At 70.3% G+C, this 16,974-nt stretch carries 12 protein-coding genes and 1 pseudogene; 5 read left to right on the top strand and 8 right to left on the bottom strand.

Annotated features, from left to right (window positions below):
* Position 1 precedes the first annotated feature (1 nt).
* Positions 2-3,121 (top strand): type I polyketide synthase, encoded by a 3,120-nt coding sequence (locus ACX28W_RS21660; protein WP_459000656.1) that lies wholly within the window; start codon positions 2-4, stop codon positions 3,119-3,121.
* Positions 3,122-3,217: 96 nt separating this feature from the next.
* On the top strand, positions 3,218-6,448 hold the full coding sequence (locus tag ACX28W_RS21655) for a non-ribosomal peptide synthetase (RefSeq protein ID WP_459000655.1): 3,231 nt from the start codon (positions 3,218-3,220) through the stop codon (positions 6,446-6,448).
* A gap of 413 nt (positions 6,449-6,861) precedes the next feature.
* Here the strand turns inward: ACX28W_RS21655 and ACX28W_RS21650 are convergent, their stop codons facing one another.
* The 5 genes from ACX28W_RS21650 to ACX28W_RS21630 form a co-directional block, all read right to left on the bottom strand.
* A complete protein-coding gene (locus tag ACX28W_RS21650; protein WP_459000654.1) occupies positions 6,862-7,644 on the bottom strand; it encodes a thioesterase II family protein in 783 nt (260 codons plus the stop codon).
* Between the two features lie 473 nt (positions 7,645-8,117).
* Positions 8,118-8,909 (bottom strand): ABC transporter permease, encoded by a 792-nt coding sequence (locus ACX28W_RS21645; RefSeq protein WP_459000653.1) that lies wholly within the window; start codon positions 8,907-8,909, stop codon positions 8,118-8,120.
* A complete protein-coding gene (locus ACX28W_RS21640) occupies positions 8,906-9,898 on the bottom strand; it encodes an ATP-binding cassette domain-containing protein (protein WP_459000652.1) in 993 nt (330 codons plus the stop codon). Before ACX28W_RS21640 ends, ACX28W_RS21645 begins: the two co-directional genes overlap by 4 nt.
* Before the next feature lie 60 nt (positions 9,899-9,958).
* Positions 9,959-10,801: a DUF4097 family beta strand repeat-containing protein gene (locus tag ACX28W_RS21635; protein WP_459000651.1), complete on the bottom strand. Its 843-nt coding sequence runs from the start codon at positions 10,799-10,801 to the stop codon at positions 9,959-9,961.
* 82 nt (positions 10,802-10,883) lie between these two features.
* Entirely contained in the window at positions 10,884-11,396 is a 513-nt protein-coding gene (locus ACX28W_RS21630) for a hypothetical protein (protein WP_459000650.1), read from the bottom strand.
* An 897-nt stretch (positions 11,397-12,293) separates the two neighbouring features.
* Between ACX28W_RS21630 and ACX28W_RS21625 the strand changes: the two genes are divergently transcribed.
* Positions 12,294-12,836, top strand: a complete 543-nt coding sequence (locus tag ACX28W_RS21625; RefSeq protein ID WP_459000648.1) for a GtrA domain-containing protein — start codon at positions 12,294-12,296, stop codon at positions 12,834-12,836.
* Between the two features lie 200 nt (positions 12,837-13,036).
* Here the strand turns inward: ACX28W_RS21625 and ACX28W_RS21620 are convergent, their stop codons facing one another.
* The 3 genes and pseudogenes from ACX28W_RS21620 to ACX28W_RS21610 all read right to left on the bottom strand — a co-directional run bounded on the left by ACX28W_RS21620 (position 13,037) and on the right by ACX28W_RS21610 (position 14,467).
* Entirely contained in the window at positions 13,037-13,435 is a 399-nt protein-coding gene (locus ACX28W_RS21620; protein ID WP_459000810.1) for an AlbA family DNA-binding domain-containing protein, read from the bottom strand.
* A gap of 81 nt (positions 13,436-13,516) precedes the next feature.
* A pseudogene (locus ACX28W_RS21615) lies at positions 13,517-13,670 on the bottom strand (IS481 family transposase); the annotation flags it as partial.
* A 35-nt stretch (positions 13,671-13,705) separates the two neighbouring features.
* Complete coding sequence (locus ACX28W_RS21610; RefSeq protein WP_459000647.1) at positions 13,706-14,467, bottom strand: thioesterase II family protein; 762 nt, start codon at positions 14,465-14,467, stop codon at positions 13,706-13,708.
* A gap of 591 nt (positions 14,468-15,058) precedes the next feature.
* On the opposite strand from ACX28W_RS21610, the gene ACX28W_RS21605 reads away from it, so the two are divergent.
* Both ACX28W_RS21605 and ACX28W_RS21600 read left to right on the top strand, forming a co-directional pair.
* Complete coding sequence (locus tag ACX28W_RS21605; protein WP_459000646.1) at positions 15,059-16,636, top strand: acyl-CoA carboxylase subunit beta; 1,578 nt, start codon at positions 15,059-15,061, stop codon at positions 16,634-16,636.
* A complete protein-coding gene (locus ACX28W_RS21600) occupies positions 16,633-16,782 on the top strand; it encodes a hypothetical protein (protein ID WP_459000817.1) in 150 nt (49 codons plus the stop codon). The genes ACX28W_RS21605 and ACX28W_RS21600 overlap by 4 nt, the downstream gene beginning before the upstream one ends.
* Positions 16,783-16,974 lie beyond the last annotated feature (192 nt).

Raw genomic sequence — 16,974 nt, 5'->3', positions numbered from 1 at the left:
CATGAACAACTCCGCAGAGCGCACAGCGGAGGGCGGGGACCGGGTCCAACGGGCACTCCGCGCGCTGCTGGAGGAACGCGACCGCCTCCGGCAGGAGAACGACGCCCTGAAAGCCGGGCGTGGCGAGCCGATCGCCGTGGTGGCCATGGCCTGCCGCTACCCGGGAGGCGTGTCATCGCCCGAGGAGCTGTGGGATGTGATCCGCGGCGGCCTCGACGTGGTGGACGAGTTCCCGCAGGACCGCGGGTGGCGGGACATGTTCGACCCGGATCCCGACACGGTCGGCAGCTCGTACGTGCGGCACGGAGGGTTCCTGACGGACGCGGCCGCTTTCGACGCGGGGTTCTTCGGCATCAGCCCACGTGAGGCGCTGGCGGTCGATCCGCAGCAGCGCTTGCTGCTGGAGACGTCGTGGGAGGTCTTCGAGCGGGCCGGCATCGTTCCCGCCGACGTGCGCGGGACCGACGTCGGTGTCTTCTCCGGAGTGAGCTCCCCCGAGTACGGGATGCGTTTCCTGGAGGCGAGCGGGAACGAACTGGAGGGCTACCTGCTGCAGGGCAGCGCGCTGAGCGTCGCCTCCGGCCGAGTGGCGTACGAACTCGGCCTGACCGGACCGGCGGTGACCGTGGACACGGCGTGCTCGTCGTCGCTGGTGGCCGTGCACATGGCGATGCAGTCACTGCGTTCGGGGGAGAGCTCGCTCGCGCTGGCGGGCGGGGCGGCGCTGATGTCGACGCCCGCGCTCTTCGTGGAGTTCTCCCGGCAGCGCGGTCTGTCGCCCGACGGCCGGTGCAAGTCCTTCGCGGACGGAGCCGACGGGACCGGCTGGGCCGAGGGAGTGGGGGTGCTGCTCCTTGAGCGGCTGTCCGACGCCCGCCGCAACGGCCACCCGGTGCTGGCCGTCCTGCGCGGTTCCGCGGTGAACCAGGACGGGGCCAGCAACGGGCTGACCGCTCCCAACGGCCTCGCCCAGGAGAAGGTGATCCGCAAGGCGCTGGCGAACGCAGGGGTCTCGGCCTCCGAGGTGGACCTGGTCGAAGCCCATGGCACCGGAACCACGCTGGGGGATCCCATCGAGGCAGGCGCTCTGCTGGCGACCTACGGACAGGGCCGGGCCGAGGGCAGGCCGCTCTGGCTGGGGTCCCTGAAGTCGAACATCGGTCACTCCATGGCCGCCGCCGGGGTCGGCGGGATCATCAAGGCCGTGATGGCCATGCGCCACCGGCACCTGCCGAAGACCTTGCACGTGGATACGCCCTCACACCATGTGGACTGGTCCTCCGGCGCGGTCGAACTGCTGGTGGAGGGGCGTGAGTGGACCCGGGCGGACGGTCCGCGGCGGGCCGGCGTGTCGTCGTTCGGCGTCAGCGGCACCAACGCGCACGTCATCCTGGAGGAGGGGACACCGCTGGAGCGGGCGCACGAGCGCACTCCGGGCCCGGCGGTTCCCGGCGGCCTTGTGCCGTGGGTGCTGTCGGGCAAGAACGCGGCGGCCGTGGAACGGCAGGCCCGCAAGCTGCGCGACTTCGCCGCCGCCGACCCGGATCTGGACGTCGCCGACGCCGGCTGGTCGTTGGTGTCGAGCCGGACGGCGTTCGAGCACCGCGCGGTGGTGCTGGGGCGCGGCCGGGACGCGTTGCTGAGCGGTCTGGCGTCGTTGAGCGACGGCGCGGAGTCCGCCGCGGTGGTGCGCGGCGTCGCCAGGGAGCTCGGCGGCACGGTCTTCGTGTTCCCCGGGCAGGGGTCGCAGTGGGTCGGTATGGGCCGTCAGTTGTACGACACCTTCCCCGTCTTCGCGGAGAGCCTCGACGCGTGCGCGACAGCGTTGGCCGAGTGGGTCGACTGGTCGCTGCTCGACGTGGTGCGCGGCGTGGCGGGGGCACCGACGCTTGACCGGGTGGACGTGGTGCAGCCGGCGCTGTTCTCCGTGATGGTGTCCCTGGCCGCCCTGTGGCGGTCCTGGGGTGTGGAACCGGCCGCGGTGGTGGGGCACAGCCAAGGCGAGATAGCCGCCGCCCACGTCTGCGGCGCCCTGTCACTGCGCGACGCCACCCGAGTCGTGGCGCTGCGCAGCAAGGCTCTGGTGGATCTGATCGGTCACGGCGGGATGGCGTCGGTCGCGGAGTCCGCGGACCGCGTGGAGGCACATCTCGCTCCGTGGAAGGACCGGGTGAGCATCGCCGTGGTCAACGGACCCCGCTCCGTGGTGGTGTCCGGGGAACCGGACGCACTCGACGAGTTCGTCGAGAAGATGAAGGCCGAAGGCGCCCAGGCCAAGCGGATAAGGGTCGACTACGCCTCCCATTCACACCACGTGACCCGCGTCCGCGACCAGGTGATCGGTCCGCTGTCCGACGTGAACCCGAGAACGTCGACGCTGCCCTTCTACTCGACCCTGTACGGCAGAACCATCGACACCGCAGAGCTGAACGGTGACTACTGGTACAACAACCTGCGCGAGAGAGTCCTCTTCGAGCCCTCCGTCCGACGGCTGGCCGACGACGGTTTCCGGGTGTTCATCGAGATGAGTCCCCACCCCGTGCTGACCGTCCCGGTGCAGGAGATCGTCGAGGACGTCGACGACGCGGTGGTCCTGTCGTCGTCTCGGCGGGACCGCGGGGAGGTTCAGGCGCTGGTCGGCTCGCTGGCCCAACTCCACGTCCAGGGCGGGTCCGTGGACTGGGACGCCCTGTTCGGGACGCGTCGGCGGGTGGACCTGCCGACGTACGTGTTCCAGCGCCGGCGCTACTGGCTGAACTCCTCGCACGCGGGGGTGACGGCGGAGGTGCCCGCGCTGGAGCCGCCCGCGGGTGACGACGAGCCCGTCGCCCTGCCGGACCTGCTCGCCACCCTCCCCGACGACGAGGCGACGGCACTCGTCCTGGACCACGTCCTCACGAAGGTCGCCGTCGTGCTCGGACACCCCTCCGGCGAGACCATCGACCCCGACCAGGAATTCAAGGACATGGGATTCGACTCGCTGCTCTCGGTGCAGCTGAGCAAGGGCCTGGCCACGACGACCGGACTCAAGCTGAGGCCGAACCTGGTGCTGCGGCACCCGACACCGAGGCGGGTCGCCGGGCACCTCGCGACGTCGATGGCCGGTCGCGACCGGCGGTGAAAACCGGGCCCCAGATGCCTTGAACAGTCGATCCACTTCCGTGAAGTGGAGGTCTTCTCCGAATGCCTCCGGTTCCCGGCCGCTTTTGCTGAGGAGATGATCTCTGTGCGTTCGTTCGGTGCGTCGTCTGCGCATAAAGGGTTGTGGCGGGCGCAGGAAATGTTTCCCGACACACTGAATCATGCGCTGACCATGTGGAATGTGGACGGTGAGCTGGACGCGGCAGTCATGGAATCCGCGTTCCTGCACGTGATGGGCGAGGCGGAAGTGCTGCGCGTCAACTTCGTCGACGACGGCAGCGGGCTGCGCCTTGTGCCCAGGGAATTGGGGGACTGGCGGCCGTTCTTCCTGGATGCCGGCGCCGAGGACGATCCGGAGCGGGCGGCGCGCGAAGCGCTGGCCGACATGGTGCGGCAGCCGTTCGACCTGGAGCGGGATCTGCTGTTCCGGCTGGGTGTGGTCAAACTCGCGGCGGCCCGCTGTGTGCTGGTGATCATCTACCACCACCTCATATCGGACGGGTTCGGCGCGGCCGGCCTGCTGTCGCGGCGCCTCGCCGAGGTGTACACGGCGCTGTCGCGGGGTTCGGACGTACCGGAGTTGCCGCACCCGTGGGATGCCGAGTCGTTCGCGACCGAGGCAGCGCAGTACAGCGCCTCCGAGCAGTTCGCCGAGGACACGGAGTTCTGGCGCGACTACCTGGCGGATGCGCCCGCCCCCGCGCGGATTCCGCGTGTCGCCCTGTCCGACGCGACGCGGTCCGCGCTCTCCGAACCGATGGGCAGCGCCGACCGCTGGGGGGAGTTGACCGAACCCATCGGCATGGTGAGCCGAACGCTGACCGTTCCGCGCGCCGAGGCGGACGCGTGGACCGAGACCGCGAAGTCCATGGGTGTGTGGATGTCGTCGATGCTGACCGCGGCCGCGGCGGTGTTCCTCCGGCACCGCTGCGATCGTCCGGAGTTCCTCCTCTCGCTGGCCGTGGCCAATCGCGTCGGGGTGGCGAGCAGGACACCCGGTCTGGCGGTGAACGTGGTGCCGGTGCGGGTGGAGGTTCCGCTCGGTGCGACCTTCACCGAGATCGCCGACGCGATCGGCGACGAGACGTATGAGATCTTCGATCACGCCGCCTGCCACTACTCGGAGATCCAGCGCGCGAGCGGAACCGTCCTGAACGATCGCGGCAGTTTCGGTGCCGTCATCAACGTCGTCGAGTTCGCGGAACACCTCCACTTCGCCGACAGCCCGGCACACTTTCTCGGCGGGACGACCGGGACCTTCGAGGAACTGTCGATCGGCGTCTACACCGACGGGACCGCCGACAGCGACCTGTTCATCCGGCTCGACGCCCCTGCGGGCCTGTACTCCCGCGCGGAGCTGCGCTTCATCGGCGAGGACCTGATCGCGCACATCCGCGCCGTGGTGGCCGCCCACGAACAGCCGGTCGGTGCGCTGGACGTGGTGAGCGGTGTCGAGCGGGACCGGGTGCTGACGGCGCCGAACGAGACGGATGTGCCGGTGCCGGGGCTGACGGTTCCGGAGCTGTTCGCCCGCCAGGTGGAGCGGGCTCCCGATGCCGTCGCGGTGGTGGCCGGGGACTCGGCGGTCTCGTACCGGGAGCTGGACGAGCGCTCCAGCCGCCTGGCCGAGGCGCTGCGACGGCGGCAGGTCGGACCCGAGACGGTCGTGGCGGTGGCGCTGCCCCGATCGGTCGACCTGGTCGTCGCCCTGCTGGGAGTGGTGAAGGCGGGCGGAGCCTACCTGCCGGTCGACCCGACGTTCCCGGCGGAGCGGATCACGTCGGTGGTCAGTGACGCCTCGGTGCGCGCACTGCTCACCGATACGGCGACAGCCGAAGCGCTCTCCGGCGATCTGGATGTGCCGGCGATTCTGTGCGACGACATCCGGTCGGACGCCGCCGACGACAGCAACGGTGCGGCGGAGGTTCCGGTCCCGTCGCGTCAGGACGGCCTGCTGGCCGTGATGTACGGCTCCGGACCGACCGGTGCGGCCACAGGAGTCGCCGTGACGCACCGGAACATGGAGCGGTTCGTCCTGGACCGCCGCTGGCAGGATGCCGGCGACAGCACCGTGCTGTGGCATGCGCCGTACACCTCCGACGCGCTTCCCCTCGAAGTGTGGGTGCCTTTGCTGAACGGCGGCCGGGTGGTCGTGGCTCCTTTGGGGGAGCTGGACATCGACGCGCTGACCGAGGTGCGAGCGGCGCACGAGATCTCCACGGTGTGGCTGCCCTCGGGCCTGTTCTCGGCGATCGCGGCAGAACGCCCCGAGCGCCTCGCCGGGTTGCGCGAGGTGTGGACCGGTGGTGACCGCGTGTCCGCGGCCGCGGTGCGACGGGTGCGGGAGGCCTGCCCCGAGCTGACGATCGTGGGCGGTCACGGTCCGACGGAAACGACCGTGTTCGCCGCGTCCCACCGCTTGGCGGCGGCCGAACCGGTGCACCACGCGGGCGCGGTCGGCCGCCCGATGGACAACACGGCCTTCTACGTGCTGGGGCCGGGGTTGGCGCCGGTCCCCGTGGGCGTGGCCGGAGAGCTGTACGTGGCCGGGCCCGGCGTGGCGCGTGGCTGTGCCGGGCGACCCGGGCAGACCGCGGAGCGGTTCGTGCCCTGCCCGTTCGGCCCGGCCGGCGGGCTCATGTACCGGACCGGAGACCGGGTGCGGTGGAGTACCGACGGCCTCCTTGAGTACGTGGGCCGGGCCGACGCCCAGGCGGACGTACGTGGTACCCGGGTCGAACCGGCCGAGGTCGAAGAAGCGCTGTCCGAGCACACCGGCCTTGCGCAGTCGGTGGTGGTCGTCGGCAAGGACACCTCCGGGCAGCAACGCCTTGTGGCCTATGTGGTTCCGGTGGGCGGCCAGGCCGTCGCGGGTGACGAGCTGCGCCGGTTCGCCGCGGGGCGGCTGCCGGAGTTCATGATCCCGTCGGTGTTCGTGGTACTGGAACGCCTGCCGCTGACCGCCGGCGGAAGGGTGGACCGGGCGTCGCTGCCGGAGCCCACGTTCGATGACGAAAAGTACCGGGCACCGCGCGACCACACCGAGCGGGTGCTGGCCGAGGCGTTCGCCGACGTGCTCGAGCTGGACCGGGTGGGGATCGACGACGACTTCTTCGACCACGGTGGCAACTCGCTGCGGGCGATCAGGCTGACCGGCCTGATCCGGGCGGAGCTGAACCAAGAGGTGCCCATCCGCACGTTGTTCGCGGTGCGCACCATCGCCGGTCTGACCGACACGTGGAAGGACCTCGCCCGGTCCAGCAGGCCGACTCTGCGCAGGAGGACGAAGGAAGGCGAAGTTCTGTAGGCGTTCCGCCGTCATCTTCGCCGGAGGCGAAATCCGTACCTTCAGGACACCCCGGTCGACCTCGCCGACCGGGGTGTCGCCCTGCTGCGGCCCACCCTCCGCGCACATGAGCACGCTGTGTCGCGGAGGCGCCGAAAACACCGGCGGGGTCGCTTTTCCGCAGCGATGAAATCGCGCTTCGCCCCATCCTTGCGTCGCGTGGATTCGACGACGGCCCAGGCAGACATCGCTCGTCCTGCGCAGAAAGGCGAACTGGACGCGGACGCGCTGGCGTCGGCCCTCCGGGAGGTCATGGGCGTCGAAGATGGGGGACAACGTGCCGGCCCCATTGCTGTCGGGCGGTCGCGCCCGCTCCTCCCGCGCCGTCCGCGACCACCTGCGACGGCGCGGGATCCGTACCGAAGAGACAGAACCTAGCGGACTGCTTTCCGGGCGGCGGAGAGGTCTCGGACGGTGCCGGAGATGATGTCGTTGATCTCCTGGCTGTGCTGGTCGAGGTAGAAGTGGCCGCCCTGGAAGACGTGCAGGGAGAACTCGCCGGTGGTGTGCTCCTGCCAGGCTTCGGCCTCGGCGGTCGTGGTGTGCGGGTCGTCGGTGCCGACCAGCATGGTGAGGGGGCAGTCGAGCCGGATACCGGTGACCCGGGGGTGGGTTTCGATGGCCGTGTAGTCGCCACGGACGGCGAAGAGGATGGAGGCCCTGAGATGCTTGTTCTCCAGGTAGACGGGGTCGGTGCCCTTGACGGAGCGCAGTTCGTCGATGATGCCGTCGTCGTCACGGCGGTGGACCGTTCCGCCGCGCAGCAGGGAGGGCGGGGGGTAGCCGGAGGCGAGCAGCCAGGCGGGTGGGGTGCCGGTGTCGTCCTGGTAGCGGCGGGCCACCTCGAAGGCGAGGATGGAGCCCATGCTGTGGCCGAAGAAGACGGTGGGCCGGCCGTCCTCGGAGCGACGCAGTGCCGCGTAGGTGAGGTCGGCGAGTTCGGCGAAGTTCTCGACGCAGCCCTCGGCACGCCGGTCCTGCCGTCCCGGGTACTGGATGGCGAGCACGTCCAGTTCCGGTGAGAGAGCTTCCGACAGTGCGTAGAAGTAGCTTGCCGAGCCCCCGGCGTGCGGGAAGCAGACGATTCGGAATTCACTGTCGTCGGTGGGGTGGAAGCGGTGTATCCACTCCCCGTCGAATTTCCCTGACCCTGTCATGCCCAACCCTTCTGTGCGGTTCTTCGCTGCGTACAACGGGCGTCAGCGCCACACGGCCGGCGATACGGCGCCGGGCGTCGTGCACCCATTCATAGCCCAGCGGCGGCTGCCCGGCGACAGTCACGGCATTCGCGCCGATCGACATGAATACGTCTCCGTTTTTCTGCGAGTTCGGTGCCTTCGGAATGCAAGCCGCGCGCCGACGCGGAGCAAAGCAAGGGGATACGCACTCGGCGGAGCGTGTATGCGTGTCCCGCCGACGGGACACGCATACAAAGGCCCACACGTGATCCCAGCTGGTACGAATTCGGCGTATGGCAGCAGACGACGCTCAGCCGCCTCCGGGTGACATCGAGGCATGCCAGCGACCGAAGCGACTCACGACGAGAGCTGGAGCGACGATGCGCGCTCGCCCCCCTTCGCAGCGGCGGCGTACGCCGCCGCCGTGTCGGGGTACGCCGCCCTCGTCCCGGCTACTTCGGGTCGCGGTTGAAAACCGACTTCGACCAGAAGTAGCCGAGCGCGGAGAGGCCCAGGCACCAGGCGATCGCAATCCACCCGTTGTGGCCGATCTCGCTGCCGAGCAGCAGGCCGCGCACGGTCTCGATGGCCGGCGTGAACGGCTGGTACTCGGCGATCGGCTGGAACCAGCCCGGCATCGCGTCGATCGGTACGAAGGTGCTGGAGATGAGCGGCAGGAAGATCAGCGGCATCGCGTTGTTGCTGGCCGCCTCGACGTTCGGGCTGACCAGGCCCATGCCGACGGCGATCCAGGTGAGCGCCACGGCGAACAGCGCGAGCAGTCCGAATGCCGCGATCCACTCCAGGGCCGTGGCGTCCGTGGACCGGAAGCCGATGGCCACGGCGATGGCTCCGACGAAGAGCACGCTCATGAGCGCCTGCAGCACGCTGCCGACGACGTGTCCGATGAGCACGGAGCCGCGGTGGATCGCCATCGTGCGGAAGCGGGCGATGATGCCCTCCGTCATGTCCATGGACACGGACACCGCGGTGCCGATCGTGGTGCTGCCGAGGGTCATCAGCAGGACGCCCGGCACGAGGTAGGCGATGTAATCGGAGCGGTCGGCTCCGCTGCCCCCGATGCCCGCGCTCATCACGTCTCCGAAGATGTAGACGAAGAGCAGCAGCAGCATGATCGGCGTGAACAGCAGGTTCAGGGTGAGGGAGGGGTAGCGGCGCGCGTGCAGGAGGTTGCGGCGCAGCATGGTGGCCGAGTCGCGCGCGGCGAGGGAGAGGGAGCTCATCGGACAGCCTCCTTGGTCCTGTCGGTGCCGCCGGTCAGGGCGAAGAACACGTCGTCGAGGTCGGGGGTGTGCACGGTCAACTCCTCCGCCTCGATGCCGGCGGAGTCCAGCCGGTCGAGGACGGAGCGCAGTTCGCGCTGGCTGCCGTCACTGGGGATCTGCAACGACAGCGCCTCGTCGTCCCGGGTGGCCTCGCGCAGCGCGAGCGTGGCGCTCTGATAGGCGGACGGGTCGGTGAAGCGGAGCCGGACGTGCCCGCCGGGGATCAGCCGCTTCAGCTCCTCGGCGGTGCCTTCGGCGGCGATCTTGCCGTCGTTGAGCACGGCGATGCGGTCGGCTAGTTCGTCGGCCTCTTCCAGGTACTGCGTGGTGAGGAAGACGGTGACACCGTCGGACACCAGCGCGCGGATGATGCGCCACATGGTGTGGCGGGAGCGGGGGTCGAGGCCGGTGGTGGGTTCGTCGAGGAAGATGATCCGCGGGTCGCCGACCAGGGTCATGGCGATGTCGAGGCGGCGTTTCATGCCGCCGGAGTAGGTGGCGGCGGGCTTCTTCGCGGCCTCGACCAGGTCGAAGCGCTCCAGGAGTTCGGCGGTGACCCGTCGCCCTTCGTGCTTGGGCAGGTGGTGCAGGTCGGCCATGAGGAGCATGTTCTCCTCGCCGGTGATCAGGCCGTCGACGGCGGAGAACTGTCCGGTGACGCCGATCGCGGCGCGCACCCCGTCCGGTGACGTGGCGACGTCGTGGCCCGCGACCCGGGCCTGCCCGCCGTCGGCGCTGATGAGCGTGGACAGGATCTTCACGGCGGTGGTCTTGCCGGCACCGTTGGGCCCGAGCAGCGCGAAGACCGAGCCGGCCGGGATGCGCAGGTCGATGCCGTCGAGGACGGTCTTGTCGCCGTACGACTTGCGCAGACCGGCGGCGGAGACGGCGGCCGACGACGTGTCACCGTCGGCCCTACTAGGCGTGAGCATGACAGAAGAAGGCATGGGGCCCTCCGTTCGAAGGATGAAGTGGGTGAGGGACGGGGCCGGTTGAGGATGTGGGCCTCAGGCCGTGGCGCGGCGGACGTCGATGTTGCCGTGCTGGGTGCGGGCGTGGACCTCGACGGTGTCCTCGGTCTTCTTCGGGGTCTCGGACGTGGCGAGCGTGTTGCGCACCTGGCCGAAGTTCGAGCTGACGTCGAGCCAGGCGGCCGTGCCCTCGCGGACGCCGACCTCGATGGCGCCGTAGGAGGTCTCCAGCTGAACGGTGCCGCGGGCCACTTCGCCCACGCGCACGGTGCCGTTGGTGGTGGTGGCGGTGACCGATGCCTCGGCGCGCGCGATGTCGATGTTGCCGTGGGCGCCGCTCACCCGAAGCTCGCCGGTCGCGGCGCCGACGGTCGTGGTGCCGTGCGAGTTCTTCAGGACGGCGGGGCCGTCGACGAGGCCGACGCGCACGCTGCCGGAGCTGGTGGTGATCTCGGCCCTGCCCTCGACCCGGTCCACGCTGATCGAACTGTCCGGCGCGGTCACCTGGAGCGGCCCGGTGGTGCCGAGGCGGACCTCACCGGACGAGGTCTTCACCCGGACCTCGCCGAGTCGGCCCTCGCCGAGCACCTGGGCCCAGCCACCGGCCATGTCGATCCGCGAGCCCGTGGGCAGTTCGACCGTCACGTCGACGGCGCCGGTGCGGCCGAACAGCTTGGGCTTGGGCGTCCTGACGGTCAGTACGCCGCTCGCGTACGTGACCTCGGTCTGGTCGGCCGTCCGTACGTCCAGGTCCTTCTTCGGGTCGTGGGGCCGCACCTCGACGACGGTGTCGAGGCGGTCGCCAGCGGTGAACTGGATGGAGCCGGCATCCACGTGCGCCGTGGCCGAGATCGGTTCGGGAGTGTCGAACGAAGGCATGGCTGTACCGTCCTCTTGAGTCTTCGGGGCGTCCCCGCTGGTGGGACGTGGTGGGGGTGAAGTGGGGCGGGCGGGGGCGCGGTTAGCGCACCCAGCCCGTGAAGTTCTGTCCGACGGTCCGGGTCTTCTCCGCCGTACGCGGCCGGGTGCCGCCGTCGACCGCGGCCGACACGGCGCGCACCAGCCACGCGTTGACCGACAGGCCCTCGCGGCTGGCGGCCTCCTCGGCGCGGGCCTTGAGGTGGGCCGGCAGGCGCAGGTTGACGCGGGCGGTGCCGCCCTCGTCGCCGTCGGCCGGGGCCCTGAGCGGTTCCACGGGCGCGGCCGGCTCCGCGGGGGCGCCGCCGTAGGTGGGCGGCGGTGTCACCACGAAGTCGGGGTCGAGCCCGCGCAGCCGTACGTCGACCGAGCCGGGGGCGAGTTCGCGGGTGATCTCGTCCATCGCGGCGGAGAGCACGTTGAGCATGGTCAGCCGGGTCGCCGACTCCAGGGGAGCGGTGAGCCTCTCTGCCAGCTCGCGGGCTTCGTCGCCGCCGGCTTCGGCGGCGACCGCGAGCTCGCGGCGGAGGGTGTCGACGTACGGGGTGAGGTCCATGACGCCATGATGGCAGCATCATGGTGCCACGCGCAAGCTTGAATGGCGCCTTGTGGGAAATGGGCGCGGGGATGACCGCCCTACCTGCGGAAACGCGGAGATGGCACCTCGGGCCGTTGTGGTGCCATGCGTGCTCAAGTGCTTTTGGGAGCGTGGAATGGCGCCAGGCGACACGGGGTGACGCCAGATAGCGCCAAGAGGCGCCACCCTGTGTCGTGTGACGCCATGTGGTGGCGTCAAGAAGGTGACCTGCCCCCGCCGTGCTCTGCCGCTGGCCCGAGCACCCGAGGCGGCACGATCGGGCCAGCCCCGCCCGATGGGGCATGTGCGAGGTGATGAACAAGCGTCTTCCTGGGCCGCCGACGCGACGTCGTGCTCGTGGAGGCGGCAACTGGACGGCATGGCGGCCGGTCGCGGAGGACAGGGGAGAGCCGGCGGCGTCAGCGGCGGCCCGCAGCGAAACGGCGCCATACGCGGCGGTCCGCAGGGTGAGCTTGCCCGTACCCAGCGTCGCCCCGTTTCCGTGGCTCCACGATGGCGCAGGCTTGGCGCCGTATCGAGCAAGCGTGCGCTGCATGTGGGCCATCATGGGGCCACCGCTCCGGCGCGACCCATAAAACTCCAGGTCAGAGCTATCAGCGCTTGGTGTCGACGCGGCCGGTTCTTGGCGAACTCGGGCCACGACATGGGTGCCATGAGCGCGCACGCCGAGGCGCCGACCTGCGTATTCATGACTTGCTCCATGCCATGACGCCACTGTGGACATGGATGGCGACACGTAAGGCTCCACGTGGCGCCATTTGTGTGCCATGATGGCGTCATCGGTAGCGCACTCCTCGGCTTCGCAGGCCCGGGGGTGCGCGTTTTCGCGGAGTGAGCGATCAAAGGGGGCGGATCATGGAGACAGCACAGAACCGGCAGCAGGCGGCACCTGGGGCCTTTGCCGCCTTCGCCCGCTTCGTGCTCTGCGGCGGCGGGGTGGGGCTCGCTTCCAGCTTCGCCGTGGCGGCCCTCGCCTCCTGGATTCCCTGGGCCCTGGCCAACGCCGTGGTCACCGTGGTCTCCACGCTTCTTGCCACCGAGCTGCACGCCCGCTTCACCTTCGGCGCGGGCGGGCGCGCGACCTGGCGCCAGCACGCGCAGTCGGCCGGGTCCGCGGCGGTCGCGTACGCCGTGACCTGCGTGGCGATGCTTGTCCTGCAACTGCTGGTGGAGGCGCCCGGTGCGGTGCTCGAGCAGGTCGTCTACCTGTCCGCCTCCGCAGTCGCCGGCATCGCGCGGTTCGCGGTGCTGCGCCTCGTCGTCTTCGCGCGGAACCGTTCGCAGACCGCGGTGATCGTCCCTACCGCCCGTCCCGTGCCCGTGCCCGTGCCCGTGCCCGCGGCCGTGGCCCGCGCCGCGGCACCGGCCGGCCCAGCGGTGCTCTGCCACGCCGCCTGACGGTTTGCTGGGCGGCGTGCCGCGCGGGCCGGCGGGCGGAAACGAAGTCGGCGGGACGCCTTCCTGACCCATGCCGCCTCGCGCCACATCGCCACCCGGCCCCCTGGAACGACCCCGCCTGCGTGGTCCGCCAATTGGCGGGCAGTCACGCGGACTTCGCCGGAGCCCTCCGTCCCGGAGCCGCTCGGGCCCCCGTACGGTCACGCCGACAGCCCGACAGCCCGACAGCCCGACAGCCCGACAGCCCGACAGCCCGACAGCCCGACAGCCCGACAGCCCGACAGCCCGACAGCCCGACAGCCCGACAGCCCGACAGCCCGTCGGCCCGAGCCGGAGGACCCTCTGCCCGGAGTGGCCGGGTTGTCTACGGCCCGTGTCTCGACCCGTACCGGGGGCGCCGTGTTGTGGGCTACGGCCTGCTGGAGATGGCGCTGATGAGCATCGGATACATCGCTGTCCATGATGAACTTCGTCGGGACGCCCTTCGTGTCAGCCATGCCGACCACGATGATCCCGCCGATGTGGTTCGCGAACGCGGCGACATCCTTGGCGAGCTCTTTCAGGCCGGCGGTCTCCTTGACGCGATGGCTGACCTCCACTTGGCCCCAGGAGGTCAGGTGCTCGTGGCCGCCGGGGCGAGGATCATGTCCGTCACCGCGACGCCGTGCGGACCGAGGCCGGCCGTCACCCCATCCCCGCCGACTCCGGCCTTCAAGCGCAGCGCGCGAGATGCCCATCTCGTCCGCCACATGCGCCACTGGGCTTGCCGGAGCGAACGCGACCAACCAGTATCCGCCTGCCGTGAACGGCCGGCCGGGCATTGCGGTGGGACACGAAGACTTCGGCTGACGGCCGGTCAGGAAGCACGGTCAGGAAGCGGCGGTGCCGGCGAGCAGCCCCTCGGTGACGTCCGCAGCGATCTGGCCGATGTGGTCGACGAGGTAGAAGTGGCCGCCGGGGAAGACCTTGAAAGCGAAGTCGCCGCTGGTGTGCTCCCGCCATGTCTGAGCCTCCTGGACCGTCACCATCGGGTCGCGGTCCCCGACCAGGGCGGTGATCGGAGCTGCGAGCGGCTCTCCCCCGCGCCAGCGGTACGTGCCGAGGGCCCGGTAGTCGGCTCGCAGCGCCGGCAGAACCATCTCCAGGACCTCAGGGTTGTCGAGCATGGCCTGATCGGTGCCGCCCAGCCTGCGCACCTCGGCCAGCACGTCGGCGTCGTCGTAGAGGTCGTAACGGATGCCGGTCCGGGGGCCCGGCGCGCCCCGGCCGGAGAGGAACAGCCGCTGGGGGCCGGGCAGTTTGCCCCGGGCGAGCAGCCGGGCCGTCTCGAACGCGACGAGCGCGCCCATGCTGTGGCCGAACAGGGCGTACGGCCGTCCGGAGTCCGCGGCCAGTTCGTGGGCGAGCTCCTCGGCCACTGCCTCGACAAGCGGGGCCAAGGCCGTGAACGGCGCCTCGCGGTACCGGTCCTGGCGCCCCGGATACTGCACGGACACCACGTCGAAGTCCGCGGGCAGCGTACGCGCCAGGTGCGTGTACGCCGTCGCGGAGCCCCCCGCATGCGGGAAGCACACGAGCCGCGGCCCATCCCCCGCGGCCGTGGTGAAGCGTCGGAACCACGTGCTGTTCACTGTTGGTGTGTCCCTTCGTCCGTGCCGGCCGACCGGTCTTTGACCGTGGCCGGACCAGTCAATTGTTCGGTTCGGCCCGGCCGATCGAGCGCGCCGAACTGCTCGGCGCCGCGCAGCCGAACCTGCTCCGGCTCGCACGCCCCGGACAGGACCTGCTTCGACAACGACGGCCGGTCGTACGGCAATGGGGCTATGCACCGACCAGGCCCAGCAGGTCTTCCCCGCCCTCGTCGAGCGGCGGCATCGGGCAGGAACCGGCCGACCTCCCAGCCCGCATCGGCGTCGAGGTCGAAGGCCCCTTCAAGCCGGGCCCGCCGCTGCTGATCACACCGACCCAACCGGCCGCGGGCAGAGAAAAAGCCCGCCGGTGCCCTCGGGGGATGTGGGGCGCCGGCGGGCGGTTCGGTGCCCCGCGAGGGTTCGTGGCCCTCCGTATCGGAGCTCACGACCCGAGCGTCCCGCCCCGCCCTCGACGGGGGCTCGCAGGGCGGTGGAGAGCTGCGCGGCGGCGTCATCCATCGCTCTAACCGGCTTCGAGCGACAGGGCGGAGGCTGGTCGGTGGTTCATCACGACGGCCGGAAGGGGAGCTCATGACCGCCGTGGACGACAAGCCGGTCGGGCAGCGGCGAGGCACGGTCGCCGAGCTTGAGGCCATACGTGACGCCATGCGCCGAGGGCCCAGCGACAAGGCCACCGAGGCGCAGCGCGCCAAGGGCAAGCTCACGGCCCGGGAGCGGCTCGGGCTCCTGTTCGACGACGGCCGGTTCACCGAGGTCGAAGGGTTGCGCAGACACCGGGCGAGCGGCTTCGGCCTGGAGGACAAGCGCCCCTACACCGACGGTGTGATCACCGGCTGGGGCCGGGTGTTCGGACGTGCCGTCTTCGCGTACGCCCATGACTTCAGGATCTTCGGAGGCTCCCTCGGCGAGGCGCACGCCGAGAAGATTCACAAGATCATGGACATGGCCGCCACGGCCGGGGCCCCGATCGTGGGCCTGTGCGACGGCGCGGGGGCGCGCATCCAGGAAGGGGTGACCGCGCTCGCCGGGTACGGCGGGATCTTCCAGCGCAACGTCCGCAACTCCGGGGTCATCCCGCAGATCAGCGTCATGATGGGCCCATGCGCGGGCGGGGCGGCCTACTCGCCGGCGCTGACCGACTTCGTGTTCATGGTGCGTGGCACCTCGCAGATGTTCATCACGGGGCCGGACGTGGTGAAGGCCGTCACCGGAGAGCAGATCAGCCAGGACGAGCTGGGCGGCGCCGACGCCCACGCCAGTCTCTCCGGGGTCGCCGGATTCGCCTACGACGACGAGGAGAGCTGCCTCGCCGACGTCCGCTACCTGCTGTCCCTATTGCCCGCCAACAACCGTGAGCTGCCACCGTCGGAACCCTGCGCCGACCGGCCCGACCGGCTCACCCCGGCCATGCTCGACCTGGTGCCGTCCGACGCGAAACGCGCGTACGACATGCGCAAGGTCATCGAGGAGTTCGTCGACGCCGGCGACTTCTTCGAGGTGCACGAGGCCTGGGCGCCCAACGTGGTGTGTGCCCTGGCCCGTCTGGACGGCCATGTTGTCGGCATCGTCGCCAACCAGCCCGCCTCGCTCGCCGGGGTCCTCGACATCAAGGGCAGCGAGAAGGCGGCACGCTTCGTGCAGATGTGCGACTCCTTCAACATCCCGCTCGTGACGCTGGTGGACGTGCCGGGATTCCTGCCCGGCGTCGACCAGGAGCACGGCGGCATCATCCGGCACGGCGCGAAACTCCTCTACGCGTACTGCAATGCGACGGTTCCCCGCATCCAGCTGATCCTGCGCAAGGCCTACGGAGGCGCGTACATCGTCATGGACTCGCGCTCCATCGGCTCGGACCTGTCGCTGGCCTGGCCCGGCAACGAGATCGCGGTGATGGGGGCGGAGGGCGCCGCAGGCGTCGTCTTCCGGCGCGAGATCGCGGCCGCTGCCGATCCCGAGTTCTCCCGCAAGCAGTACATCAAGGAGTACCGGGACCAGCTCATGCACCCGTACTACGCCGCCGAACGCGGCCTGGTGGACGATGTCATCGACCCCGCGGAGACCCGCGTCGGGCTGATCGACGCGCTCGCCGTGCTGCGCACCAAGTACGTGGCGCAGCCCTCCCGCAAGCACGGGAACCAGCCCCAGTGACCTCGGGGGGAGCCGCTGCGCCGGGCCTCATCCGGATGGCCGACCGGCTCGACACCGCGACCGAACAGAACGGCAAGGGCGACCTGGCGGCGCCGCTCGCCGAGGGCGACACCTGGACCGTGCCCTCGCAAAGGAGATGCCCATGACCTACGTCATCGCCGAACCCTGTGTGGACGTCAAAGACAAGGCGTGCATGGACGAGTGGCAGCATTACCGCGACGTGAACCAGGACGTCTCCTCCGAGGCTGCCGCCTAGTACTCCAGCAGCGTTTCGCTATCTGGTCTGGTCAGAGGCGTCGTCCGGAGTGTAGTTGGCTGATGGTGTGTCAGGGGCGGCC

It is taken from the genome of Streptomyces sp. SD15 (genome assembly GCF_054462255.1).
The sequence above is the reverse complement of the archived record's forward strand: the minus strand, read 5'-3'. Positions and strand labels throughout refer to the sequence as shown.